Below are 22855 nucleotides of genomic sequence, written 5' to 3' on the forward strand. Positions count from 1 at the left end.
AAAAAATCGAAAAAGGAAAAGTTAAAAAGCGAAAAATTAATGTGCGCTGGACGACGTCTGTTGCGTCGCTGGTCGCATGTCCTGCCAGTGTGTTTCGATGTACTCAATCGCTGCGGCACGCGGCAGCGGACCCGCCACGTTTTGCCAGCCCGCAGGCACCTGAGCAAATGCGGGCCACAGGCTGTACTGCTGGCGCGCGTTGATCAGCACCAGAAAATCGAGCGCGTCGTTATCAAACGGATTTTGTTGTTCAGACATGGTGGTTACCTTTTGAGGTTGGATCAGAGAGAAGATCGGCCAGCAGCCAGCGGCAGCCGTCGATCAAGCCGCCGCGCCAGCACAGCGCGTCGTGCCCTCCGGCGTAGCAGCGGAAAAACAGTTCATGTCCGGCGGCTTCCAGCGCGGGACGTATTTGTTGATTCACGAACAACATGTCCTGCTCGCGATCGCCGACTTCCTGGAAAATCTTCAACTTGCCAGCGGGCAGGGCGTTGTCCTGTAAGCGCTGCAACAGCAGACCCGGAGCGTGACGTTCACGGTTAGCGTAATCGCGGATGTATTGCAGGTGCGGCCACCAGAACGAGCCGGATTGCGTGAGGATGCGGCCAAAGCGCTCTGGCCAATGCAGACCGGCGTACAGCGCAGCGAGGCCACCGTAGCTTTGACCCGCCACCAACGTGCGGCTGGCATCGCTGCTGAAAGCGGCATGCTGGCGCGCCAGCGGCAACAGTTCCTGTTGCACCGCCTGCCAAAAGGTTTCGTTGCAGGGCAGCTCCACCTCGCGATGCTGACTATCGATCACGTCGATAAATAACCAGCAGGCAGGCGGCAGTTCACCTGCTGCGGTGCTCTGAACGAGGGCGCTGAAAATCGGCTGCCCGTATACCCAATTCTGCCCATCCAGCAGAATCGCCAGCGGGCGCTGATCCGGTTGCGCAGTCTGTCCGGTGGTGTAAAGCCAGACGTGACGCGTGACGTTGAGCAGATCGCTGTGCCACTGCAAAGTTTGCAGGCCATCCGGCCAGGTGTCGGCCAATCCGGCATCCAACTGTTGCCAGGCAGATTGATCCGGCGCGTCGGGCATATGCGCATTACTCAGCGCAAAACGGCGGCTGCTCAGAAACGGGGGCGAAGGATTAAGCATGTCGGGGATCGCCAGTGGCATCAGCGAAATCCACCATTTGCGTTGCAGCACCCGGCAGGTTTTGTCACTGCCGCAGAACAGCGGGGGCAAATGCTCAGCGGTCACCGGGATCAGGCTATAGCTGCCACGCCAGTCAGATTCGATCTGCGTCGACCAATGCCAGACATCACTGTTGCCGACGCGAACAAGGGATTCAGGCGCCTGGCTGTGATGATCGGTGACGCCGTTTATATCGATATAAACCTTTTTGGTAGACGATAACTCGGAACGGCCTTCTGGATCGCGCCAGAAGAAATGCATGCGCGTTTCGCCATCTGCCTCATGCTCAATCACCGGCGTACCCGCCCGATGAAGCTGTTCCCACCAGCGATGGCTGCCGAGATCGTCCTGCTGTAACCACTGGGTAACTGTTCCAGTGGGCAACCAGATTTGCGTCATTTGTTCTGGGTCACTGAGAAACATCCTGCAATCTCTCTCCACATTTTCTTCAAAGACTTTACATTAACAAACGTAATGCAAATGCTATTGATAACGATTTACATTTGCAATATTATTTTTTCGCCGAATAAATCCCCTATTTTTCAGATGATTATTCTGAAATAGGCTTTTAAGGGGGATTCAGGGCCGCGTTTTACCAGAGGAAGTTATATTTCAATCCGTTACAGCTTTCGCCATTGGGTGAAGGGGAATGGACGGATTATTTCATCGACAAGGCAGTTTGAAATAGAGATGGCAACTATGTCCGTTAAAGCAAAAAATTTAGCAATACCTGCTGTGGCACTTCCGTTCAGATTCTCCCGTCTTCACCTGTCACTGGCCTCAATTCTGCTGGTGGCGCCTGCCACTTTCAGCGTCGCGGCGGAAGAAACCATCACCGTGAATGCAGATACGCGTGAAAGCGTGACGTCTCCGCTGCAAGGCTATGTGGCGAAAGAGAGCGCTGCTGGAACGAAAACCTCGACCCCACTGCGTAAAACCCCGCAATCGATTTCGGTGATTACGCGTGAGCAGATGGACGATCAGGCAGCGCCGTCGGTAGCGGATGCTCTGAGCTACACCAGCGGCGTGCTGACCAACTACCGTGGCAACTCGAACCGTAACGATGAAATCATTGCGCGTGGTTTCCGCTATGCACCGAAATTCCTCGATGGCTTGAGCTATGGCTTATCCGGCCAGGCTGGCGCGGCAGGACAGATCGACCCATGGTTGCTGGAGCGTGTGGAGATGATTCATGGCCCGGCATCGGTGTTGTACGGCCAGGTTAACCCCGGCGGTGTCATCACGATGACCAGCAAGCGCCCAACCGCGCAGAGCATTCATAAAGTTCAGCTCAGCACCGGTAATCAGCATCTGGGCGAAGCGGCGTTTGATTTCGGCGGCAAACTGAATGACGACAACACGCTGTTTTATCGTCTCAACGGTATTGCCAGCACCAAACATGAGTTCGTGAAAGATAACAAACAGCAGCGCATGGCCATTGCCCCGGCGCTGACCTGGCTGCCCAACGCGGACACCAGTTTCACCCTACTGACCATGTACCAGAACGAGCCAAAGGCCGGATATCGTAACTTCCTGCCTGCCAACGGCACACTGTTTAATACCAGCGCGGGCTACATTCCTTACGATTTCAACGTCAGCGACCCGAGCTTTAACGAAGCGAAACGCGAGCAGACTTCGGTTGGCTACATCTTCGAGCATAACTTTAACGACAACATCAGCTTCACGCAGAATATGCGTTACAGCAACATGGATGAGTCGTACAAATACCTGGTCTATACCTTCGATGTGGATGGCAGTGACCATCAGATCAACCGTCGTCCGCAGCATGACAAAATCAAGTCCAAAGAACTGGGCATTGATAACCAGGTGAAAGCAACGTTCGATACTGGCAACGTTGCGCATACCGTGCTGGGCGGGTTGGATTACAAATGGAGCGATGTCGATAACAAACTGTGGCGCGATAGCGGTGATCAGTACATTCTCGACTGGGCGAATCCGACCAGCGTAACAATCAACGAGAGCGATCTGGCGTTAAACACCAGCACGCGCAAAAAGCTCGATCAGGTTGGCGTGTATTTGCAGGATCAGCTGGAATGGAATCAATGGAATCTGCTGCTGTCCGGTCGCCAGGACTGGTCAGAAGTGCGCACGCAGGATCGCATTGAGAACACCACCACCCAGCAAAATGACAGCAAGTTCACCGGCCGTGCCGGTCTGTTGTATGCCTTCGATAATGGCCTGTCGCCGTATGTCAGCTACAGCACCTCATTCGAACCTAACCTGAGCACCGGTGCGCCGGGTAGCGATCCGTTCGCACCAACTACAGGTGAGCAGACGGAAATTGGTATCAAATATCAGCCAGTGGGTTGGGATGCGGTGTTCACCGTTTCCGCGTTTGATATCACACAGAAAAACATCACCTCTTACAACAGTGAACTGGGTTACAACGAACAGATCGGTAAGGTGAAGTCCAAAGGGATCGAGACGGAAGCGCACGCGCAAATCACCCCGGAAATTAAGGTGATGGCGGCTTATACCTTTACCGATGCGGAAACCAAGGAGAGCAACACCGCGGCGCAGGTTGGCAAAACGCCTTCCAGCATTCCGCGCCATGCCGCATCTGCCTGGGGCAGCTACAGCTTCCTGAGTGGTGCGCTGAACGGTCTGACGCTCGGCAGCGGTGTGCGTTACACCGGCACCGCCTGGGCGGATTCCATCGGTCAGGACAAGGTTCCGCACTACACGCTGTATGACGTGATGGCGAAATATGAGCTGGGCGAAGCGGCTAACTCACTGCGTGGCACCACGCTGCAGTTGAACGTCAACAACGTGGCCGACAAGCACTATGTTGCCTCATGCAGCAACACCAGCGCATGCTTCTACGGCAGCGGTCGTTCGATTGTGGCGTCTGTCAGCTACAGCTGGTAAGCGTGATAAGGCAGGGCGTCCTTGCGGGTGCCCTGGTTTTACCCATTTGCATTCCGTGCTGTGTTCCTGCAGATGAAACACCTGGAGACAGGTTTTCGGATAATACTGGATTTGTGTGACTGTCATCACTCCGCGAGGCACGCTAAAATAATCGCTTCTCATTTAGCAAAAGGTTTTTCGTCACGATGTTTTCGCGTTTCACTTTGGCCGCTCTGACGGCCGCACTCATGCTTACCGGTTGTGCACGTCACGCCGCAGACAGCAACGCTACCGCGCAAGCTGACGCTCCAGCTGCTGCGCCCATCGAGAATGACAACATTCCTTCCCAGTTTGATAGCGGCCCGACCGTGATCAACGTTTCTCATCTGATCACGCGTACCGATGACGGGTCTTCCGTTTACGTGACGGTAGATGGTCAGGATGCCGGGCTGCTGCAAAAAGGCGAGAATAAAGAGATCCGCGTCAGTGAAGGCAAACACCAGGTCGGTGGTTACGTGCAGACGCTGTTCGGATTTGGCAGGGTGACCATCGCGTCGGTGGATGTGACCACCGACACCAAAGGCCCGAAAAACGTGGTCTATTCGGTGACGCGCCAGAAGCCGACCTTTAGCGAAACACAGGCCGCCGCGCCAAACAACTCCTGATGAGTTAAGCGGTGCTGCTGTGTTGTCAGCACCGCTCACGGTTAACTCCGGCTGAACACCAGTTTTAATCCCGCAACGGCGAAGCAGCAGGCCAGCAGCGCATCCAGCCCACGGCGGATACGGCGATAAAAGGCTGCCATCACCGCAGTGGAGAACAACAGCGCATAGCCGCAAAACACCAGCACGCAGATCGTGGCACATCCGGCGATGATCATCGGTAAGGTTGAAGTCGCTGCATCCGGTTTCAGTGCCACCGACATGATCGCCACCCAGGTGAGAATCGCCTTAGGATTGCCAACGTGCATCAAAATACCCTGACGAAACAGCCTGATAAAGGCGACTTTGTCGCCACTGGCGCTGAATTCATTCGCATCAGGACGGCGTAAAGCCGATTTGCCCGCCTTATAGGCCAGCCACAGCAGATATAAGCCACCGCCGATTTTCAGCACAATCAAGAGCTGAGCAAAGGTTGCCAGTACGGTTAACACGCCGCAGGCTGCCAGCAGCGCCCACATCATCGAACCGCTGATCACACCACTTGCCAGCGCCAGTGCGGCACCGCGTCCTTTCTTCATCGCCGTGCCCATGATCGCCATATTGCTCGGGCCAGGGCTGGCGGTGGCAACAAAATAGGTGGTGTAGATCAGAATCAATTCGTGTGAAAGCGCCATGTCGTCCTCTGCGATGAGATTGTCCTGCTTTTGTTATATCGCCTGCATCGCAGAATGACTACTGCTGATTCCGTCTTAAGAAGGAATCGCTTTGGCGTAACCGCGACGCTTCACTTTATAAAGCGTGAAAATGATCGAAAGCGTGGCAATCACCACCAAAATCAATCCGGGGCCAATCAGCGACCCGAAGCCTAAAGCATTGAAGATTAGCAGGCCGACAATGCCACCGGTCAGGAAGGAGAAAATGGTCACCAGATGGGTATTCAGCTGCTGTTTAAAGGCACGGATGTTTTTGGAGGGATCGCGGCGTAATAATGCAACAAATACCGAACCGATTGAAATGCCTGCATCTGTCAGCGTGCCGGTAATATGGGTAGAACGAACGCGACCGTTCGAAAGTTGCGTCGAGGTGGAATTGTGCACACCCATTAAAAATGCCAGTAGTAATAATATTTCTGCGTTATTATTCGATGAGAAATAATAGATCTCGAACAGCGACGTCAATATTAATAACACGCCTTCAACTAATAGAATGCAGCTAAATATGGTGCGTAGCCCATTAATCACGCCAAGCACCACCGAAATCCTTGCCACCACCGCACCGGTGACAAAGGCACCAATCATGGCAATGAAGACTTTAAGATTACGTATATCCATCTCATTCAAATCGCTGGATATTTGTGCGATGTTGCCGGACATATGCGAGGGGAAAAAGCCAAAAGCGGCTAACGCCATGGCGTTCAATAATCCCGCTGATGTGGCCAGGCACAGGGCGAGATTACGATCTTCAACGTGTGTTCTGGTGCGCTTCAGTTTTATCAGCATAATTCACCCTTGCTCATTGAGAGTATTGTGATAACGCAATGCGTCAAATCTGGTGTTCGCCAGTGAATAAGTGAAGCACAAAAATCTTAAGGGGATCTTAATAACTTTCAGATATAGATAAATCTTATTATGGGTGTAAAGATATCTAAGGAAGATTGCCAGTTGCGTTATCTCTGTTTACTTTGGCCTGATGCATTTAATTTCAGGGAAATATCGCAATGACCCATTCTGGTGCTCAACCTGAGCAGCGGCGCGCGCTACTGCTGGTCAATCGTCGGGCACGCCGTGGTGCGCAGTGGGCGGATCTGGCACATCAGCAATTATCGGCAGCAGGCTATTCCCTGATTACCCCGCACGAAGATGATGAACGCAGTTACAGTGAATTGATTCTGGCGCATCAGCATCAGGTGGATGTGGTGATTGTCGGCGGCGGCGATGGCACGCTGAATGCAGCGGCACCAGGGCTGATGCAATCCCGCTTGCCGCTGGGCATTTTACCGCTCGGCACGGCGAATGACTTTGCCCGTACATTAGGCATTCCTTTTAATGTGGATGCAGCAATCAACATCATCGTCACAGGTCACACGCGGCGTATCGATCTGGGTGAAGTCAACGGCCATCTGTTTTTGAACGTGTCCAGCGTAGGCTTCTCCGCCAGTCTGGCACGCAATCTCACCGCAGCAGCCAAGAAAAAGTGGGGCACAGCAGGTTATGCGCTGGCCGCATTACGTCTGCTGCGGCAAAGCCGCCCGTTCAGCGCCATGCTGCATTATGATGGCCACCAGGAAGCAATTAAAACGGTGCAATTTTCGGTGGGCAACGGCCGCTTTTACGGCGGTGGGATGACGATAGAGAAGGATGCTGCCCCCGATGATGGTCGTCTGGATGCTTATAGCCTGGAAGTGCGCCACTGGTGGCAAATTCTGGCGCTTTTTCCTTCCTTGCGCCGTGGCACGCATGGTCGCTGGGGCAGCGTGCGTACGCTGAGCGGCACTCAATTTAGCCTGCACACCCGGCGTACGCATGACATTAATGCTGATGGGGAAATTATTGGCCGCACGCCTGCGCACTATCGTTTAATTGAGGGGGCGATTGCGGTGTTAGCACCAGATAAACCTTAACAATTCACTATGCTGGAACGTTAATATCGGCTGATGAGAGTGTGCCACTATTCTGAATATCCTGAACTCATTTCATTTAAGTCAATAATCAGTTCGTTAAGGTGTTCCTCTTTTTACCTCTGACAACCTGATGATAATTCGAGGTGTCATTCGATCACCTTGAGATAAATCATCGGGTGCACAGTTCCATTTCTCGTATGATGGCGATGAAATGACAGACCTTTCATCGATTGCCGCGCCTTATCACAATCTTTACATTATCCTGAAAACCTCTTTCAGGGATCATCCCAATGAATTTCCGCTCTGACATAAACGGGCTGCGTGCCTATGCGGTTATGTTAGTCATCCTCTACCACTTTGGTTTTACCCAGGTGAGTGGGGGATTCCTCGGTGTGGATGTGTTCTTTGTTATTTCTGGTTATTTAATGACGGGAATTATTCTCTCGCGACTAAATCATCAGAAATTTTCACTGATGGCTTTCTATGCCGCGCGCTGCAGGCGAATTATCCCGCCATTAATGGTGCTGTGCGCCATATTAATGTTGATGGGTTATTTCCTGATGCCACCCGAAGAGTATCGGCGCATGGCGGAGCACGCAGTCTCCAGCCTCAGTTTTATCTCTAATGTAGTCTATTTCAAACAGGGCGGATATTTTGATACCGGTTCGGTGTATAAATGGCTGCTGCATACCTGGTCGTTAAGCGTTGAGTGGCAGTTTTATTTGTTATTACCTTTGGCGTTGATGTTCACCGCGCGTTTCCTGCGCCAGCAATTTGCCTGGGTGATGAGCATAGCGGCGCTGTTGTCGTTTGGCCTGGTGCTGGCGATGGTTGCCACTGATTATCATCTCACCGCCACGTATTATTTGTTGCCCACACGCGCGTGGGAAATGCTGGTTGGCGGATTAGTGTATCTGGCACCTAAAACCCGACTGAGCGGGCAGGGCTGGATTCCACCACTGAGTATTCTGGCGCTGATTTTGTGTGCGCTAATGTTTGATGAGAACATCGCGTGGCCCGGCATTATGACGCTGATACCGGTGTTGTTCACCGCGCTGATCCTTCATGCGGGGGTACAGAACAGTAGGTGGTTAAATCATCGCGTGATGCAGCACATCGGTAAAACGTCTTATTCGATCTATCTATGGCACTGGCCCTTGTGGGTGTTCTGGCATCTGGCGGACTGGCCGGTCACGTTCGTCAGCCAGGTATTACTGATCCTACTGTCACTGGCTGCCGGTTGGGCTTCTTACGTATGGGTTGAGAACAGGCAAAGCTGGTTCAGCCGGAAAACCTATATCGCGCTGGGACAGGCTGCTGTGGTGATGTTGTTCGGTGTGACGATCGTTGCGAGGGCGGGAATCCCTTCGCGCGCGCCCGCCGTGGTGGCCTCAATCGATCACTATTCACAGCAACGCTTTGCGCTGGCTAAAAATTGCTTTGTACTCAGCGGCATCACATCACCACAGTGCGTATTTGGCGATGCCAGAAGGGTGAATCTGGTGGTGCTGGGTGATAGCCACGCCGCCGCCATGTTGTCCTCAATTGTGGCAAGCGCGAGAACGCAGGATGGCGTGGTGTTCATCGCGCAGTCTGGCTGCCCTTCGGTGCCGGATATTCAACGCAGCGCCAGCCCAGATTGCGGTGGCTTTGTGAAGGCGGCATTGGCCGATATCGAACGAAAATATCCCAATGCATCGGTATTGATCATCAATCGCATGTCGTTTTATCTGCACGGCGAGTATGGCAGCGGCAGCAGCGCACCGACCTATAGCTTCAGGCAGGACGGCAGTTCTGTTGCCGCCTATCAACAGCATTTTGGCGCGGCGGTGAAACAACTCGCCAGCCATCATCGTGTTTTTATCATGACGCCGGTGCCGGAATTCGGTTATGACGTGATTTATCGCATGTCACGCGATGCGATGCGCGGCAAAACGCTATCAATTCAGCAATCTCGTGCCGAGTATCAATCACGTCATCAGGACGCACTGGCAATGCTCAACAATATCGCGGCGCTCTCACCTAACATCACCTTGCTGGATGCCGCGCAGGGATTGTGTGACAGCCGTTTCTGCTACGGAGCGAAAGAGAATGTGCCGCTGTATCGCGATGACAACCACCTTTCGGAAGTGGGAAACAAAAGTCTGAGCGGGGTGTTTGCAGGGATGTGGGGGATGATTGAGGGGCGGTGAGTCGTTAAGCAAAGTCATCAACGTGGGGCAAAGCCGTCTCTTTTTCGGATATGTATCTGAAATTTTTGAAACAACTCGACAAGAATGCGCAAAACTAATGAAGCGTGCTCTCGTTTATAGCACTTGACTGCTATGTAGTCAGGAATGGCCCAATATAGATTGTAATATATATATCCTTGTATAGACTCTAATCTATAAGGATGTATTGTGTGGAGTGTTAGGACAAATACAAAAGGCATATAAAATGAAAACGTTAGAAGACCTGATGGCGGATTTAACGCCTGAGGAGCTCGTTCAGGTCAATGATAAAGTGGTGGCAATGCGCCTGGACTCCCAACTTTATAAGTTACGCGAGGCGCTGCAAAAAACGCAAAAACAACAAGCGGAAGCCATGGGTATCGCTCAACCGTCAGTTGCAGCAATTGAAGCGCGCGGCGAAGATCTGAAAATTGCCACTTTAAAGCGTTATGTTGAGGCGCTGGGCGGGCAATTAACGATTGGCGTAAATATGCCTGGCGGCCAGCACGTCGATTTTGCGCTTTAAGCAGTTTTGTTTTTCTGAGCCAGCCACACCGTCCTGCCACCGCAGGTGGCATCTTCGGTGACCTGATTAACCACGCTGAAACTGTTATCCGACAGCAGTTGGCGGAATTCATCGTGATCCAGACTGGCATGATAGAGTGGGCGTTCAAGGAAAGTGCCCATTGCTTCGCCGTCGCCGTGCCCGCTGGTGAACATCAATGCCGCGCCGTTCTGGGCATGCTGAGCAAAACGTGGAAACATCGCGCGTTGATGATCGCGCGTCAGGTGGAAGAAGCTGTCCCATGCGATGATGCCGTTGAAAGCCTTCGCGAGTGCCAGCGTGCGCATGTCGGCAATATGCCATTGCGCCTGTGGGAACCTTTCCCGACAGCGGGCAATCATCGGCTCGGAAGCATCCACCCCCGTGACCTTGAATTGCTGCTGCAAAAAGTACTGCGCAATAGGAATACCCGCGCCGCAGCCCACATCCAGGATCTCACCGCCAGCGGGAATCAGATCCAGAAAACGCGCCAACCAGTGCTGCTCGATAAAGTGCTTAATGCGATGGTTATCCCAGACTTCGGCACCTTCCCGATACAGGTCAATAATATGGTCAGCTTCTTTTTCGTGATTCATGGCCTGCCTTCATTGGGGTTGAGGGTTCATTATCGTTGAAACTCAGCATGCTGAAAGATCAGTACGGTCCCCTCGTGGCGTTGGATGGGAGATCACAAGAAATTCCACTGGAGATTCACTATCGTTTCTTGCTTGATGCCTTGCGCCGGGGGCGATCTCCAGTCCCTGCTGGGCCATGATGTCGTGTTTCTCACCTTCCAGTTCCATCGTCAGGACGCCCTGCAGAACGAAAAAGAATTGTCTGGATACGGAGTGAAAGTGACGTGTTTCACAGGTGCCAGGAGGCATTTTCTCATGAATAATCAACATGTCCTGACGATTGACTAAATACCAACCGTCGCAGTTATCACCCCAGACATAATGCTCAGCATTCTCTTGCGAAATCATCTCGTTTCCTTATCTGAATATTTTTCTAACTCACGCTTAACGGCGCTCAACGTTCTGCGTCGAATCAACCCACTTCCCGCTCTGATCGCCAGCCAATAAGCTGCCATCTTAAAATGAGAGGCTTTGTCGGGGCAGTGGATGAACGTTTCCGTAATAAGTTCGGACTGGCTGTCATTAATGATATTAACTTGATAGCGCAGCAACAGCTTTGCAGCACCCGGCCGCGCGGGCTGCTGATACTCTTCAGCGTCTGAAATCTTTTCCAGGCCAAAGTCGGCGCGCCAAAACTCGCCTCTTAACCCATAGCAAAGTTCTAAAGCAGAGGCGTGAAGAAGCGTGAAGGTTTGCAGACCGAATTGATCATCCTGGGATACAGGGGCCTTTCTTTGCAGTTTACGCGGCAACTGTCGAATCGACATCAATGCCCGGATCACCGCATCCTGCTCAAGATCGAAGGCCTTGATAAGCGGCATGATCTTTTCCGGGCTGGTGGTTTGGATTACCGCACTGTGTTTTTCGTGGAACTGGAAATCAGGCAGGTAGGGCGGAACGTCACCCCAACTAGTCAGCATTTTCTTTGACACAAAACCCAGTGAAATCATCCTTAACCTCGTTTTGGGGTGTTAATGCATTCGGCATATGTTCACTAACATAGTCAGGTTGCCTGCGAAATACATCACTTATTGATTGTCTTCACATGCGATTGACTCATCATCACTCTTCACGTCCCCAATAAGCCAGTCATGGAACATTCTGACTTCACTTCGCATAGTCTGATGTTGCGGTGTCACCAGATAATAAGCCCATTTCAGCGGCCAGCGTTGCTCAGGGTGGAGCTGCACGAGTTGACCGGTTTCAATAAGTTGTTTAACCAGCGCATGGCGAACAATGGCAACACCCCGGCCGCTCAGCGCTGATAAAATCACTGCTGCAGTGGAGTTGATATGCAGCCCGCTCTCATGTGCTTCAGGAGCATTTACCGCCTTAAGAACATCCTCCCATGAAGGAAAGTCTGCACCGGGATGTGGCGTGTCATCATGAATCAACTTTTGCGTGGCGAGCCATTTACCACAGGCCATTTTTTGCGGCGGGGAAAGCCGTGGACTGCATACTAATACCGCCTCCTCATCCATCAGCCATGTTTTGTTCACGCCAGGCCAGTCTCCCAGCCCACAACGAATGCCGATATCCGCTTCACCGTGTGACACATCCATCAGCTTGTCCGTCACGTTGAGGCGCAAATCTGTATTTTCATGCACTTCAGAGAACCGGTTCAGGCGCTCCATCAGCCAGTTCATCATCAAAACCTGTGACGCAGTGACAACAATGGCTGAGCGCGCACGGCGGCCACGCAGTTTAGTCAGGCCGGTTTCGAGCTTGTCCAATCCCTGAGTGATGTCCTCAAGGGCTTCCTGAGCTTCATCGACCAGTGTCAGACGCGCTTTGCCGGTGCGTGTGCGGTGAAGCAGCGGGTGCCCAACCCAATCTTCGAGCGATCGGACGAGTTGACCAACCGCTGCTGACGTGACACCCAACTCTTGCGCTGCGCCGGTAAAGCTTCCGTGTCGCGCGGTTGCCTCAAAAGCATGCAGCCATTTCAGTCGGTTTAGCGATCGCATAGAAATATTCCTGATCAACGCTAACAGAGTTAACGAAAAAGATTTTCTTTCTTGTGACACAACTTCTTCTCATTCGTCAACCTGAAGCCGTGGTGGCACTCTGCGTGCACACAATGAAGCGCTCTACTCTTCATTTATGATAATCAACGATTTATGAGGTTAGTGATGAACACATCTTTTGCCGGAAAAAAACTATTAGTGGTCGGCGGTACCAGCGGCATGGGTTTCGAAACGGCGAAACTGATTTTAGAAAACGGAGGCCGTGTTGTGCTGGTGGGTAGCCGTCAGGATAAAGCTGAACAGGCTCGTCAGGCATTGGCTGCGGACAGCAAGGTATCTGTGATTGTGGCCGACCTGACAAAAGAGGAAGGGCTGCAGAAAGTGGTTAAAACCATCAATGCTGAACATAAAGACATTAGTCTGCTGGTGAATGCAGCAGGCGTATTCTTCCCTAAACCGTTTATCGAACATGAAGCGTCTGACTATGACATTTACATGAGCATCAACCGCGCTACCTTCTTTATCACCCGCGACGTGGTGCGCAATATGGTGGCGGCCGGAATTAAAGGTTCAATCGTCAACATTGGTTCTATGTGGGCGCAGCAGGCAATCGGTGCCACGCCGTCCTCTGCCTATTCAATGGCAAAAGCGGGGCTGCACGCGATGACCAAAAACCTGGCTATCGAGCTGGCTGAAAAGGGCATCCGCGTGAATGCTGTCTCACCGGCGGTTGTGCATACACCAATTTACGAAGGTTTTATCCCAAAAGACGACGTGAAAGACGTGATGAACAGCTTTGACAGCTTCCATCCGATTGGCCGCGTGGGCACGCAGGCAGACATTGCTGAGACCGTGGCTTTTCTGCTTTCAGACAAGACTGGCTGGGTGACCGGCGCAATTTGGGACATTGATGGTGGCGTGATGGCAGGACGTAACGCATGATGGCGATGCTGTTCATCCGTTCGGGTTTGTAAGCACTCCGGCGCAGACAGAACAACATTATGTTTCAGTCGCCTCTTTGTGGTTCCTGCCATCATCGAGGCGATGCCGTTTGAATAGGCAAACGAGGCGTAAGGAAAAGCACGTTATGGGATCGTGCTTACAATCACAAAGGATGATCGATCAGATGATCGCAGAACACACACTTTCCGTCGCAGAGCAAAAAAATAATATTCTCCGTTTGTCCGCGTGCCAGGCGCTTGCCGGCGCGAATGCCGTGGTGTTCTATGCCACTGGCGCCATCGTGGGTAATAACATTGCGCCCAGCCCAACACTCGCCACATTACCAGTCACCATGTTTGTCCTGGGGATGGCTGCATGCATCCTGCCTCTCGGCGCATTGGCTAAAAAAAGGGGCCGTAAAACCGTCTTTATGGTGGGAACCGGTGCAGGGGTGTTAACCGGTCTGGTAGCCGCTCTGGCCGTTGTGATCAGCTCCTTCCTGCTATTTTGTCTCGCTGGATTTCTTGGCGGGGCCTACGCCGCGGTTGCGCTAAGTTTTCGTTTTGCAGCAACAGACGGCGTCAACCCGGAACGCCGCGCGCGTGCTTTGTCTCTGGTCATGGGAGGCGGTGTTTTAGCAGGTGTCATCGGTCCGATGCTGGTGACAACGACGATGAATCTCTGGCCGCTTCATCCGTTCGCCATGACCTTTCTTGCCCAGTCGTGTGTAGCTGCTATTGCCGCCGTTATCCTGAAAGGCGTCACACCTGCTGAACCTCCTGTGGCAATACAGTCGAAAGGGCGTCCTCTGCGCGATATTGTGCGTCAGCCTGGATTTACCCTGACCGTGTTCTGCGGTGCGGTAACCTATATGGTTATGAACTTTCTGATGACTGCCGCACCGCTTTCCATGCACATGCACGCTATCTCTCAGCAGGCTTCGAATCTGGGCATTCAGTGGCATGTTATTGCCATGTACGGGCCAGGATTCTTTACGGGCAGGCTGATTAACCGTTTCGGCTCCATGCGAGTGACGGCCGCTGGATTAGTGATTACCGTTGCATCGGTTGCTGCAGGCCTAAGCGGAACAGACATTTTTCATTACTGGCTTTCGTTAATTTTGCTGGGCATCGGCTGGAATTTTGGCTTCACTGGCGCATCAGCAAAAATTGTTGAGTACCACCGGGCAGAAGAAAAAACGCAGGTTCAGTCTCTGAACGATTTTGTGGTATTCGGTGTGATGCTGGTAGGGTCATTTTCTTCCGGCGCTCTGCTAAACCTCTATGGCTGGAATGCTGTCTTGTGGGGATCACTTATCCCGGTAGGTCTTGCCTTTGTGAGCATCATTAAAGGTTGGCATGCTTACTCGCAGGGGAAGGGGGTTCTGTAGGGGGGCATCCTGTGTAAGAAATGCACCAGGGCGGCGCATTTTTTCATTGTGGCGCAGCGGGCCAAATAAACGTTGGATAATGTTGGGTTCGCATCGAGGGTGCCGAGTGATTTGTTTCCGCTTCTATCAACAAATGGTCGTCTGAAATTCGGTTGTGCCGTTTTTATTGAATGCTTAGATTCATCTTCAACTTGATTGTGAGGATATGAATATGAATTTTGCAGAACTCCACAGCCAACATGAGCCGTTGCTTATCGCTAATGTTTGGGATGCAGCCAGTGCTGTTGCCGCGCAAAAAGCAGGTTATCAGGCTTTAGGAACGTCCAGCGCAGCAATAGCGGCCACATTAGGATATGAAGACGACCAGAGGATGCCATTTGAAGAATTATTTTATTTGGTCACCCGCATACGGAAAGTCATCACTTTGCCATTAAGCGTAGACATGGAAGCCGGATATGGTGATTCAGTTGAAGAGATTACAACTAATCTCAAACGCCTTGCTCATATAGGTGTATCTGGGGTAAACCTCGAAGACAGCAGGATTATCAATCACGTTCGTCAGCTTGATGATGCGTCTGAATTCTCCTCCACGCTGAGAGCGATTTGCAGTGGTCTGAAAAGTGAGAACTATGATCTCTTTGTAAACGTCCGGACTGACACCTACTTGCTTGCCCATGAAAACGCGTTACAAGAGACGTTAATACGCGGTCAGCTATATAAAGCCGCAGGTGCTGACGGCCTGTTCGTTCCCTGCGTGACGTCAGAGAAAGAGATTACCCTCATTGCGGATGCCATTGATCTGCCTCTGAATGTCATGTGCATGCCAAATCTTCCGCCGTTCAGCAGGCTTAAACTTGCAGGGGTCAGCCGCATATCGATGGGTAACTTTGTTCATTCAGCCCTCCAGTCAAAGCTTGATGATGTGATGAAGGCAATCCGCTGTCACCAAACGTTTGAAGGACTTTTTGCTAATGAAAATTGTCGATGATGATTTGTGTGATATCTGGTATCAGGCATTGCTTGAACGTGCTTCAGAATATACGGGGGTATTTTTTGTCGGTGTCATAACGACAGGCGTATTTTGCATCTCGGTATGCCGTGCGAGAAAGCCTAAACGTGAAAATGTTGAATTCTATAGAGATGCTAAGTCAGCTCTGGCTGCGGGCTTTCGTCCATGTAAAGTCTGCAGACCAGCGGAAAATGCTCACAGCGCGCCATTGTTTGTTGAGGAAGCGCTTGCACTTGTCAGGCAGGATCTCAAAACCCGTATAACAGACGCGGATCTTCGTCGGCATGGGATCAGCCCGGAACGCGTACGGCGCTGGTTCATGCAAAATCACAGCATTACGTTTCAGGCATTCCAGCGAATGCAGCGGGTAAATATTGCCATTCAGGAGCTTAAAAGCGGGCGTGCGGCGACTGATGTCGCGCTGGACAATGGCTATGAATCACTGAGCGGTTTTGGTTATACATACAAGCGGCTCACTGGCGCAGCCCCAACTCAGCGGGCTGAGGTGATTGTCATTCACCGGTTTACTACTCCGCTGGGGCCAATGTTTGTCTGTGCCACAGAGCGAGGCGTGTGCCTGCTGGAGTTTACCGATCGAAGGTTTTTAGAAACGGAATTTCGCGACATTCAGCGTTTAATGAACGCCAGAATTGTCACAGGAGAAAACAATCATACCCGGCAGACGGTAAAAGAAATCAGCGAATATTTTGCCGGAACGCGCCGACAGTTTGATCTGGTACTCGATGCCCCGGGCAGTGATTTTCAACGATCTGTCTGGCAGGCACTGCGTGCTGTGCCGTATGGTCAAACTTCCTGTTATCAGACTATTTCGCTGCTTCTTAACAAACCCGATGCTGCAAGCGCAATTGGCGCTGCGCATGGTGCAAACCGGATAGCAATTGTTATTCCCTGCCACAGAATATCCGCAAATGATGGAGCTATTACCGGATATGGTGGAGGCATCGCACGCAAAGAGTGGTTAATCGAACATGAAAAGAATATGTCTTAGTTAAACCAATGCGTTGCATGTATCGGTCGAACTCTCAGATTTTTGCAAACGCTGGTTGGGATATAACTCCGCTTCGTGTCTGGAGATGAATTAGCCAACACTCAGAGAAAACACAAGCAACTATTTTCTATGATTTTTTAATCAAGAGCCTGACTAAGATTGCAGAAAGTACAACAGAAATAGCAATGTTCGCTGCCATCATAAAATCGACAACCGATTCTGATCCCGTGATATTTATTGCATGCGCCATGGTAAAGAACACTGTAGTCGGGATTAAAACAGCGATCCCTTTTGAAATGGCCACAGAGCAACCGATAAATAGCAAGCCAAGCAAAATAATTCTCATCATCAGTAAACCTTCACCGTCCCATAAGCCATCAGGTTACTTCCCGGAATTTTTAAGGTTGGGCCATCATTCAAAAATCTATCGCGCATGTAATTGAACTGAATAGGGTGTGCTAACGTAATACAGCCTTCACTGATACCTAATGGGCCAATGGGGTGCAGTCGGAATTGACCTCGCTTGACGCCATTTACAAACGTGTTGTCATCAATTTTCCCGTCATCACGATAAAGGGCAAACCATGTTGAACGGTCTGTGCCATAAACTTCTTTGAGAAAACGCTCTCTGAATGGCCCCAACCTGCCCCCTGTTGGACGCTCAACGATATAGTAACGGCCCCGAACAAGTGGACCAATGTCCGCAACGGCAGTCATATCAGGATTATTGCGCCCCATATTTTGGCCGGAAAACGCAGGAAAACTCCCAATGCCAGGACAGTTTAAGTTGGTCATTTCTCGACGGTTTAACAGAAGATAACAGCTGAATGGCATAACGATTCCCTTTATCAAGTATGACTATTCTAGATCCAATCAATAATCAGTTGATTAGGAATATTGCTTAAAATTAAGCAAAAGTGCTCTGTTTGGTTGGTATCACTGATAATTAAGCAGATCGTTATTAATCATAATAATCAACATGTTAAATAATTACGCGCCGGTCAGCAGGCTCAAGATACATAAACGCGAGTCGGCGGAGTAGGCTAGTTTCGCACGTGAGCGTAATCGGGCTGTCGAACCGATAACATCGAACAGCTTAGTGGTAAATAATTTTTTTGAAGGGAAGGGTAGAAAATGCCAGAAGCGGACTTAGATGGAAGCGGGAGATGATAACCAATCTAAGTCTGCCCATTCAGGTGGAAAATTTTTCAGGGCGACTTCAGACCCAACCAGGGATATCCTGCACTGAACAAAAATTACCCACTCAAACTTCGGAGAAGAAAATCGATGAAAAGCGCAACCGCAAAGTCCTTAAAAAAAGCGAACGAGTTGTTGAAAAGTGGTGAGTTCAGGGAGGTTGTGCTGGATTTCAATATCAGTGCCGATGAGTTTTTTGAGCTTGCGGATCGCTGGGCAGAACGAGGAGCCAAAATCAAAAAAGAAGATGGCTCGTTTGTTATCAGGCTAGCTAAATGATTGCCAGCAAAGGCTAAACTTCAAGTCCGACAACGCTTTCCGGGTCGAGTATAAGTCCAAAATCAATTTCGGAATCCCGCACCTGCTGTGTGATTACGGCGCTGCTTTCAACATTTAGCTGGAGATCCAGCCAGCTATGCTCTTGAGCAATGGCAGAAATCTCGTCACAGAGTTGCCCCTCCGTTAAAGCCTGAACCCGCCCGATACTTACCGTTCCACGCCTCAGTCCCTTAATTTCATCAAATCGTTATTTTGTCAGGTTGAAATCACGTTGCCAGCGGAGTAGGTCGGTGTAGAGAAGTTCACCTGCCGTTGTCATACGCATGCCTCCCGGCAGTCGCTCAAACAATGGTATACCCAGATCTTCTTTCGCCTGGAGGATCTGCCGATTAATGGCTGACGCGGAAACGTGCAGCCTTTCCGCTGTTTTTCGAAGACTTCCATGGCGCGCAACCTCCATAAAGTAGGCTGCAAAGCGGGAAAACGGACTCATAGGGATCCTGTACAGTTTTATGCAACAGGGTCGTGCATTTATGCTGATGGATTAGTACACCTTAAATTACCCATACTGCGATGGCAATGCACAGGCTAATCATCCAGGCGATGAGATCGCGCTTTGGGACAGTAAAAATAAAAGGTGACGTTATGACACAAAAAAAGCTTCATTTAGCCTTGTTTCTCTTCCCGGGATATCACCTCGGAGCCTGGAGATTGCCGGATGCCATTCCAGAGATAGATCTGGACATCGACCATCTGGTGCACGCCGCACAGCTTGCAGAAGCCGCCAAACTGGATGCCATTTTTTTCGAAGACCAGGCCGCCGTGCGTCGCAGTAATGACATCCTCGCGGGTGACAAATACGGCGCGGCTAACCCCCGTTCAATTCACTTTGACCCTACGATGGTGCTACCGCTTCTCGCAGCCCATACCTCACGATTAGGTCTGGCTGCCACAGCCACGACGACATTTAACGAACCGTTCAACATTGCGCGTCGGTTCTCAACGCTCGATTTTATTAGCAAGGGGCGCGCGGGATGGAATTTAGTCACTTCCTTTAACGAAGATGAAGCGCAAAACTATGGCCTGGATGCCCATGTTGGCCACGCAGACCGTTATGGAAGGGCGGAAGAGTTCGTTGATGTTGTTAACGGCCTCTGGGAGTCATGGGATGAGGATGCAATCACGCGGGATAAGCAGAGCGGTGTTTACTTCGATGTTGATAAGATGCATTTTCTACAGCATCAGGGGACGCATTTTAAGGTTCGTGGTCCACTTCCGATGGGGCGCAGCCCACAAGGGCGACCTGTTATTTTTCAGGCCGGTGCATCAGAGCCCGGTCGGGCGCTGGCGGCACGAACAGCTGATGTGGTATTTACACTGCAATCCACCATCGAAGGCGGGCGCGCATTTCGTGATGACATTCGTCGGCGCGCTCAGGCATTCGGGCGCTCACCCGATTCAATCAAAATCATGGTGGGGCTTACTCCCATCATTGCCGAAACAGACCAGAAGGCCAGAGAACTGGCCGATCAAATGCTAGCCCTGATTCCAGATGACATTGCCCTAAGTAATCTGAAACCACTGGCAGGTGGGGTCGATTTTCGCCAGTTCGACCTTAATGAACTGGTACCAGAACTGCCTGAATCAAACGCGGGAAAATCGCACCGGGACGCAATTATGGCCATTTCCCGTGATAAAAATCTCTCCGTCCTTGAAACTGCCCGCTACTTCGCGGAAGGCAGTTATCTGAAAGCCATCGGTTCCCCGGCCACGGTTGCCGATCAGATGCAAACGTGGCTTGATGCCGATGCCTGTGATGGATTCCTAGCGGTACCGACTCATTTCCCAACAGGGGTAGAGGCATTAACTGGACTTCTAGTGCCGGAACTGCAACGACGAGGCATCTTTCGTACCGAATATGAAGGAACCCATCTGCGGGACCACCTCGGACTGACTAAATATTGATTGATAACAGAGTGTAACAAGATAACAGTGCTGACCTGCTCCCCATTTATTCACACTGAATGCTGTTAGCAATGCCGGCAGATAGTCGTAGTGGCTTAGGTCGGCTCTCGACAAAGCTATACTGGGGCGGTTCAGCTTTGAAACTGAAGGAACTAAAGGATCCAGATATGTAGCAGGTGAAATGTTCAGTTCCAGTATTCATATTTTGCCGTCATTACGGCGTTATGTTTGACCACATACTGTTTACCATTCCGATCAGTTGGGGTGACCGTGATATCTATATTGGCGCGTGTGCATTCTCCATGTGAGTTCCACTCATCGCAGGTGGTCAGTTTTTTTTCGATGGTGAAATACGTCTGGGTCCTGCTCAGGGTCAACTCACGGCCCTCGTTATCATAGCCATACTCTTCTATGGTTGAGGGTGATTGGGTATTGATCAGGCGATGATTGCCATCATAGCTATATACAGTCGTATTATTATCTATCGCCATGCTTCCTTTGCTTGCCGCGCTTGCCAGTAATCCTGATGAATTGAAGGCGTAGTCGATTGAACTCACTGCGGTTTTGTCTTTATCTTTCGGTTTCGTGCCCGCGATAACCGAACGACTAACCGCGCGGCTGATAACTCCTTTATCGTTAAGCAGGTACATTCCTTCAAGAGTCTGCCGATATGCCTCAGTGGTTTTCTGACTGTTTTTATCTGCTACGACCCCATTTGAGTTCAGCTGAATGCTCCAGCCAAATTCCGTTCTATTCAACTCAATTTCAGTGGTTGCCGTGAAAACTGTTTTCTGGCCTGCGGAGGTTGTGACCTCTTTTGCTCGGCCGTCAATTAGCTCACCGCATTGACTGAAGTTGCTTTGAACAGATGTGCGGAGATACCCATCAGGACTATCAATAACGATGGTTACAGATTTGGGAATTCCATTTCTGGTCTGCTGGCTCATAAGGACGAAGTTGTTCAGTTTGTTTTTGGCAAATGTTTCTGCAGTGCATTGTGCTGCATAAGTCTGAAATGTGCAGAGTGAAAATAGAGCAATGAACAGGTTATTTTTATTGAATGGCATTATTTGTTGTCCTTATACACCGAACAGTTATTCAGATTTGGTTAAGTTGGCAAAGTTTTTTGGCTGCTCGTTTGGTTCGACTCAGTTTTCAATAAGTGGCTTCTCTGTAATCTGGCTACATGCTTTGTACAATAAGGTCAGCTCTTCAATCACAACGCACCTTGCCCAGATGCGGATCTGATCCGTATCAGCAAGAAACAGTCAGTCTGATTTTTTTACGGGTTCGTTTTTCAGGCCAGGATGCGTCACAGAGTAGGCGATTGAAACGAGTTCAAGAACCTGACCATAATTGTAATATTTGACACTGCTATCAATCAGTGATTTTAAGAAGATTGACAGATTATCGCGGTCATAAGTATCTACAAACGCCGGGGAGCCATCCGGAAAGTATCGATACTCAATATGTCTCTGACGCATCAAGGGTTGCAGGTTGTAGGAGAGCCTCTGCTTTTCTTGATCTGGCCCGGTAACCTTAGCCCAACGCAAAAAGTCCACTAATGGCCTCATGCTTTCCCCCACGTTGTCCTTATCAAAAGAATCAACGCCAGCGACGAACAGAAAAAGTCGTCCTTCATCGGTGATGTAGCTGTAATTTCCATAAATGCTTTTAGCTAATATGACCGTTTGCTTATAAGGCAACATCTGGTGTTTAGTTTCGTTGTATTCCTGCCCCTTTACTCCTGAATCATAGAGCGTGCTGCCCAAAGTTCCGCATCCGGACAACAGGCAGGCAAGGGTGAACAAAACGACGGATTTTATGGCAGAGAATTTCATGCAGATTCCTTTCAGTGGAAAGGAGTATCATCGGCACTCCTCAGCCTGACATTAGCGACATTTCCTTTAAAATTTGGACAACATGCGTTGCCATTCATTCTAAGCTATCACGCTTATCCCATTACCTGAGCTCCGTCACCGAACTGACTTGACTGAACTCATGAGTTTTGCAAACTTCTGCTTTGTGCCAGGAGCGGACTTTAATCAGACGATTCACTATCAATGAGTAACTGATTGTTTTAATTAAGCATGTGAACTGATGTTATTCTGTAGAGCTCACACCCAACAACATATCAGGAGAGAACGTGCGCACAGAAATGAAGGAAAAAATAATCAGGACGTGTGAGGAAAAAATTGCGTCTAAGGGCAGCAATGTAGGGCTTTCGTTCTATGCTTTTTTTGCTAATAAAAACAATGATCCTGAACTACTGATGGAAGTGGCACATTGGTGGATTATGGAGATGAAACTGGATCACTTTGAAAAGGCTGAAAAGATAAAACGCCTCGTATTATCTATATAACGCTTTCTGAGGC

At 50.5% G+C, this 22855-nt stretch carries 24 protein-coding genes and 1 pseudogene; 12 read left to right on the forward strand and 13 right to left on the reverse strand.

The window, feature by feature from the left end:
• Window positions 1-36 precede the first annotated feature (36 nt).
• Window positions 37-258, reverse strand: coding sequence for an MbtH family protein (locus tag FD744_RS01950; RefSeq protein WP_034830344.1), 222 nt, complete (start codon window positions 256-258; stop codon window positions 37-39).
• Entirely contained in the window at window positions 251-1606 is a 1356-nt protein-coding gene (gene fes / locus FD744_RS01955) for an enterochelin esterase (RefSeq protein ID WP_160867089.1), read from the reverse strand. The genes FD744_RS01950 and fes overlap by 8 nt, the downstream gene beginning before the upstream one ends.
• A 276-nt stretch (window positions 1607-1882) precedes the next feature.
• On the opposite strand from fes, the gene FD744_RS01960 reads away from it, so the two are divergent.
• Window positions 1883-4072: a TonB-dependent siderophore receptor gene (locus FD744_RS01960; RefSeq protein ID WP_160867090.1), complete on the forward strand. Its 2190-nt coding sequence runs from the start codon at window positions 1883-1885 to the stop codon at window positions 4070-4072.
• A gap of 185 nt (window positions 4073-4257) precedes the next feature.
• Window positions 4258-4716, forward strand: a complete 459-nt coding sequence (locus FD744_RS01965) for a hypothetical protein (RefSeq protein ID WP_160867091.1) — start codon at window positions 4258-4260, stop codon at window positions 4714-4716.
• Between the two features lie 41 nt (window positions 4717-4757).
• Here FD744_RS01965 and FD744_RS01970 read toward each other — a convergent pair whose 3' ends face one another.
• Both FD744_RS01970 and FD744_RS01975 read right to left on the reverse strand, forming a co-directional pair.
• Entirely contained in the window at window positions 4758-5387 is a 630-nt protein-coding gene (locus FD744_RS01970) for a LysE family translocator (RefSeq protein WP_160867092.1), read from the reverse strand.
• Window positions 5388-5462: 75 nt separating this feature from the next.
• Window positions 5463-6212 (reverse strand): YoaK family protein, encoded by a 750-nt coding sequence (locus tag FD744_RS01975; RefSeq protein ID WP_097118823.1) that lies wholly within the window; start codon window positions 6210-6212, stop codon window positions 5463-5465.
• Window positions 6213-6430: 218 nt separating this feature from the next.
• On the opposite strand from FD744_RS01975, the gene FD744_RS01980 reads away from it, so the two are divergent.
• The 3 genes from FD744_RS01980 to FD744_RS01990 all read left to right on the forward strand — a co-directional run bounded on the left by FD744_RS01980 (window position 6431) and on the right by FD744_RS01990 (window position 10069).
• Window positions 6431-7333: a lipid kinase gene (locus tag FD744_RS01980; RefSeq protein ID WP_160867093.1), complete on the forward strand. Its 903-nt coding sequence runs from the start codon at window positions 6431-6433 to the stop codon at window positions 7331-7333.
• Window positions 7334-7623: 290 nt separating this feature from the next.
• A complete protein-coding gene (locus tag FD744_RS01985; RefSeq protein ID WP_160867094.1) occupies window positions 7624-9525 on the forward strand; it encodes an acyltransferase family protein in 1902 nt (633 codons plus the stop codon).
• Window positions 9526-9769: 244 nt separating this feature from the next.
• The gene (locus FD744_RS01990; RefSeq protein WP_034830328.1) at window positions 9770-10069 is read left to right on the forward strand and encodes a helix-turn-helix domain-containing protein; all 300 of its coding nucleotides are present in this window, start codon (window positions 9770-9772) and stop codon (window positions 10067-10069) included.
• Here FD744_RS01990 and FD744_RS01995 read toward each other — a convergent pair.
• The 4 genes from FD744_RS01995 to FD744_RS02010 form a co-directional block, all read right to left on the reverse strand.
• Complete coding sequence (locus FD744_RS01995; RefSeq protein WP_160867095.1) at window positions 10066-10683, reverse strand: trans-aconitate 2-methyltransferase; 618 nt, start codon at window positions 10681-10683, stop codon at window positions 10066-10068. The two genes, FD744_RS01990 and FD744_RS01995, sit on opposite strands and share 4 nt — an antisense overlap.
• A 42-nt stretch (window positions 10684-10725) precedes the next feature.
• Entirely contained in the window at window positions 10726-11070 is a 345-nt protein-coding gene (locus FD744_RS02000; protein ID WP_160867096.1) for a cupin domain-containing protein, read from the reverse strand.
• The gene (locus FD744_RS02005; RefSeq protein WP_202403361.1) at window positions 11067-11672 is read right to left on the reverse strand and encodes a hypothetical protein; all 606 of its coding nucleotides are present in this window, start codon (window positions 11670-11672) and stop codon (window positions 11067-11069) included. The genes FD744_RS02000 and FD744_RS02005 overlap by 4 nt, the downstream gene beginning before the upstream one ends.
• 78 nt (window positions 11673-11750) lie before the next feature.
• Window positions 11751-12689, reverse strand: a complete 939-nt coding sequence (locus FD744_RS02010) for a LysR substrate-binding domain-containing protein (RefSeq protein ID WP_160867097.1) — start codon at window positions 12687-12689, stop codon at window positions 11751-11753.
• Window positions 12690-12854: 165 nt separating this feature from the next.
• Between FD744_RS02010 and FD744_RS02015 the strand changes: the two genes are divergently transcribed.
• From FD744_RS02015 to FD744_RS02030, 4 genes are all read left to right on the forward strand, one after another.
• Window positions 12855-13631, forward strand: a complete 777-nt coding sequence (locus FD744_RS02015; protein WP_160867098.1) for an SDR family NAD(P)-dependent oxidoreductase — start codon at window positions 12855-12857, stop codon at window positions 13629-13631.
• Between the two features lie 184 nt (window positions 13632-13815).
• Entirely contained in the window at window positions 13816-15021 is a 1206-nt protein-coding gene (locus FD744_RS02020) for an MFS transporter (protein WP_160867099.1), read from the forward strand.
• A 211-nt stretch (window positions 15022-15232) separates the two neighbouring features.
• The gene (locus FD744_RS02025) at window positions 15233-16009 is read left to right on the forward strand and encodes an isocitrate lyase/phosphoenolpyruvate mutase family protein (protein WP_160867100.1); all 777 of its coding nucleotides are present in this window, start codon (window positions 15233-15235) and stop codon (window positions 16007-16009) included.
• Entirely contained in the window at window positions 15993-17039 is a 1047-nt protein-coding gene (locus FD744_RS02030; protein ID WP_160867101.1) for a bifunctional transcriptional activator/DNA repair enzyme AdaA, read from the forward strand. The genes FD744_RS02025 and FD744_RS02030 overlap by 17 nt, the downstream gene beginning before the upstream one ends.
• Window positions 17040-17166: 127 nt before the next feature.
• Here the strand turns inward: FD744_RS02030 and FD744_RS02035 are convergent, their stop codons facing one another.
• Window positions 17167-17388, reverse strand: a complete 222-nt coding sequence (locus FD744_RS02035) for a hypothetical protein (RefSeq protein ID WP_160867102.1) — start codon at window positions 17386-17388, stop codon at window positions 17167-17169.
• A complete protein-coding gene (locus FD744_RS02040) occupies window positions 17388-17873 on the reverse strand; it encodes a DUF2778 domain-containing protein (RefSeq protein WP_160867103.1) in 486 nt (161 codons plus the stop codon). Before FD744_RS02040 ends, FD744_RS02035 begins: the two co-directional genes overlap by 1 nt.
• A gap of 453 nt (window positions 17874-18326) precedes the next feature.
• Between FD744_RS02040 and FD744_RS02045 the strand changes: the two genes are divergently transcribed.
• Window positions 18327-18515 (forward strand): hypothetical protein, encoded by a 189-nt coding sequence (locus tag FD744_RS02045; RefSeq protein ID WP_034830320.1) that lies wholly within the window; start codon window positions 18327-18329, stop codon window positions 18513-18515.
• Between the two features lie 16 nt (window positions 18516-18531).
• On the opposite strand, the pseudogene FD744_RS02050 reads toward FD744_RS02045, so the two are convergent.
• Window positions 18532-19008: pseudogene (locus tag FD744_RS02050) on the reverse strand (LysR family transcriptional regulator); the annotation flags it as partial.
• Between the two features lie 152 nt (window positions 19009-19160).
• Between FD744_RS02050 and FD744_RS02055 the strand changes: the two are divergent.
• Complete coding sequence (locus FD744_RS02055) at window positions 19161-20480, forward strand: LLM class flavin-dependent oxidoreductase (protein ID WP_160867104.1); 1320 nt, start codon at window positions 19161-19163, stop codon at window positions 20478-20480.
• A gap of 185 nt (window positions 20481-20665) precedes the next feature.
• Here the strand turns inward: FD744_RS02055 and FD744_RS02060 are convergent, their stop codons facing one another.
• Entirely contained in the window at window positions 20666-21547 is an 882-nt protein-coding gene (locus FD744_RS02060) for a hypothetical protein (protein WP_160867105.1), read from the reverse strand.
• Window positions 21548-21748: 201 nt separating this feature from the next.
• The gene (locus FD744_RS02065; protein ID WP_160867106.1) at window positions 21749-22321 is read right to left on the reverse strand and encodes a hypothetical protein; all 573 of its coding nucleotides are present in this window, start codon (window positions 22319-22321) and stop codon (window positions 21749-21751) included.
• Window positions 22322-22626: 305 nt separating this feature from the next.
• Between FD744_RS02065 and FD744_RS02070 the strand changes: the two genes are divergently transcribed.
• On the forward strand, window positions 22627-22842 hold the full coding sequence (locus FD744_RS02070) for a DUF6500 family protein (RefSeq protein ID WP_160867107.1): 216 nt from the start codon (window positions 22627-22629) through the stop codon (window positions 22840-22842).
• Window positions 22843-22855: the final 13 nt, after the last annotated feature.

Source organism: Pantoea sp. Taur (genome assembly GCF_009830025.1).
GTDB lineage: Bacteria > Pseudomonadota > Gammaproteobacteria > Enterobacterales > Enterobacteriaceae > Pantoea > Pantoea communis.

Coding starts and splice junctions, on each gene's coding strand:
- FD744_RS01950 (WP_034830344.1), bottom strand. CDS start 258: ATGTCTGAACAACAAAATCCGTTTGATAACGACGCGCTCGATTTTCTG.
- fes (WP_160867089.1), bottom strand. CDS start 1,606: ATGTTTCTCAGTGACCCAGAACAAATGACGCAAATCTGGTTGCCCACT.
- FD744_RS01960 (WP_160867090.1), top strand. CDS start 1,883: ATGTCCGTTAAAGCAAAAAATTTAGCAATACCTGCTGTGGCACTTCCG.
- FD744_RS01965 (WP_160867091.1), top strand. CDS start 4,258: ATGTTTTCGCGTTTCACTTTGGCCGCTCTGACGGCCGCACTCATGCTT.
- FD744_RS01970 (WP_160867092.1), bottom strand. CDS start 5,387: ATGGCGCTTTCACACGAATTGATTCTGATCTACACCACCTATTTTGTT.
- FD744_RS01975 (WP_097118823.1), bottom strand. CDS start 6,212: ATGCTGATAAAACTGAAGCGCACCAGAACACACGTTGAAGATCGTAAT.
- FD744_RS01980 (WP_160867093.1), top strand. CDS start 6,431: ATGACCCATTCTGGTGCTCAACCTGAGCAGCGGCGCGCGCTACTGCTG.
- FD744_RS01985 (WP_160867094.1), top strand. CDS start 7,624: ATGAATTTCCGCTCTGACATAAACGGGCTGCGTGCCTATGCGGTTATG.
- FD744_RS01990 (WP_034830328.1), top strand. CDS start 9,770: ATGAAAACGTTAGAAGACCTGATGGCGGATTTAACGCCTGAGGAGCTC.
- FD744_RS01995 (WP_160867095.1), bottom strand. CDS start 10,683: ATGAATCACGAAAAAGAAGCTGACCATATTATTGACCTGTATCGGGAA.
- FD744_RS02000 (WP_160867096.1), bottom strand. CDS start 11,070: ATGATTTCGCAAGAGAATGCTGAGCATTATGTCTGGGGTGATAACTGC.
- FD744_RS02005 (WP_202403361.1), bottom strand. CDS start 11,672: ATGATTTCACTGGGTTTTGTGTCAAAGAAAATGCTGACTAGTTGGGGT.
- FD744_RS02010 (WP_160867097.1), bottom strand. CDS start 12,689: ATGCGATCGCTAAACCGACTGAAATGGCTGCATGCTTTTGAGGCAACC.
- FD744_RS02015 (WP_160867098.1), top strand. CDS start 12,855: ATGAACACATCTTTTGCCGGAAAAAAACTATTAGTGGTCGGCGGTACC.
- FD744_RS02020 (WP_160867099.1), top strand. CDS start 13,816: ATGATCGCAGAACACACACTTTCCGTCGCAGAGCAAAAAAATAATATT.
- FD744_RS02025 (WP_160867100.1), top strand. CDS start 15,233: ATGAATTTTGCAGAACTCCACAGCCAACATGAGCCGTTGCTTATCGCT.
- FD744_RS02030 (WP_160867101.1), top strand. CDS start 15,993: ATGAAAATTGTCGATGATGATTTGTGTGATATCTGGTATCAGGCATTG.
- FD744_RS02035 (WP_160867102.1), bottom strand. CDS start 17,388: ATGATGAGAATTATTTTGCTTGGCTTGCTATTTATCGGTTGCTCTGTG.
- FD744_RS02040 (WP_160867103.1), bottom strand. CDS start 17,873: ATGCCATTCAGCTGTTATCTTCTGTTAAACCGTCGAGAAATGACCAAC.
- FD744_RS02045 (WP_034830320.1), top strand. CDS start 18,327: ATGAAAAGCGCAACCGCAAAGTCCTTAAAAAAAGCGAACGAGTTGTTG.
- FD744_RS02055 (WP_160867104.1), top strand. CDS start 19,161: ATGACACAAAAAAAGCTTCATTTAGCCTTGTTTCTCTTCCCGGGATAT.
- FD744_RS02060 (WP_160867105.1), bottom strand. CDS start 21,547: ATGCCATTCAATAAAAATAACCTGTTCATTGCTCTATTTTCACTCTGC.
- FD744_RS02065 (WP_160867106.1), bottom strand. CDS start 22,321: ATGAAATTCTCTGCCATAAAATCCGTCGTTTTGTTCACCCTTGCCTGC.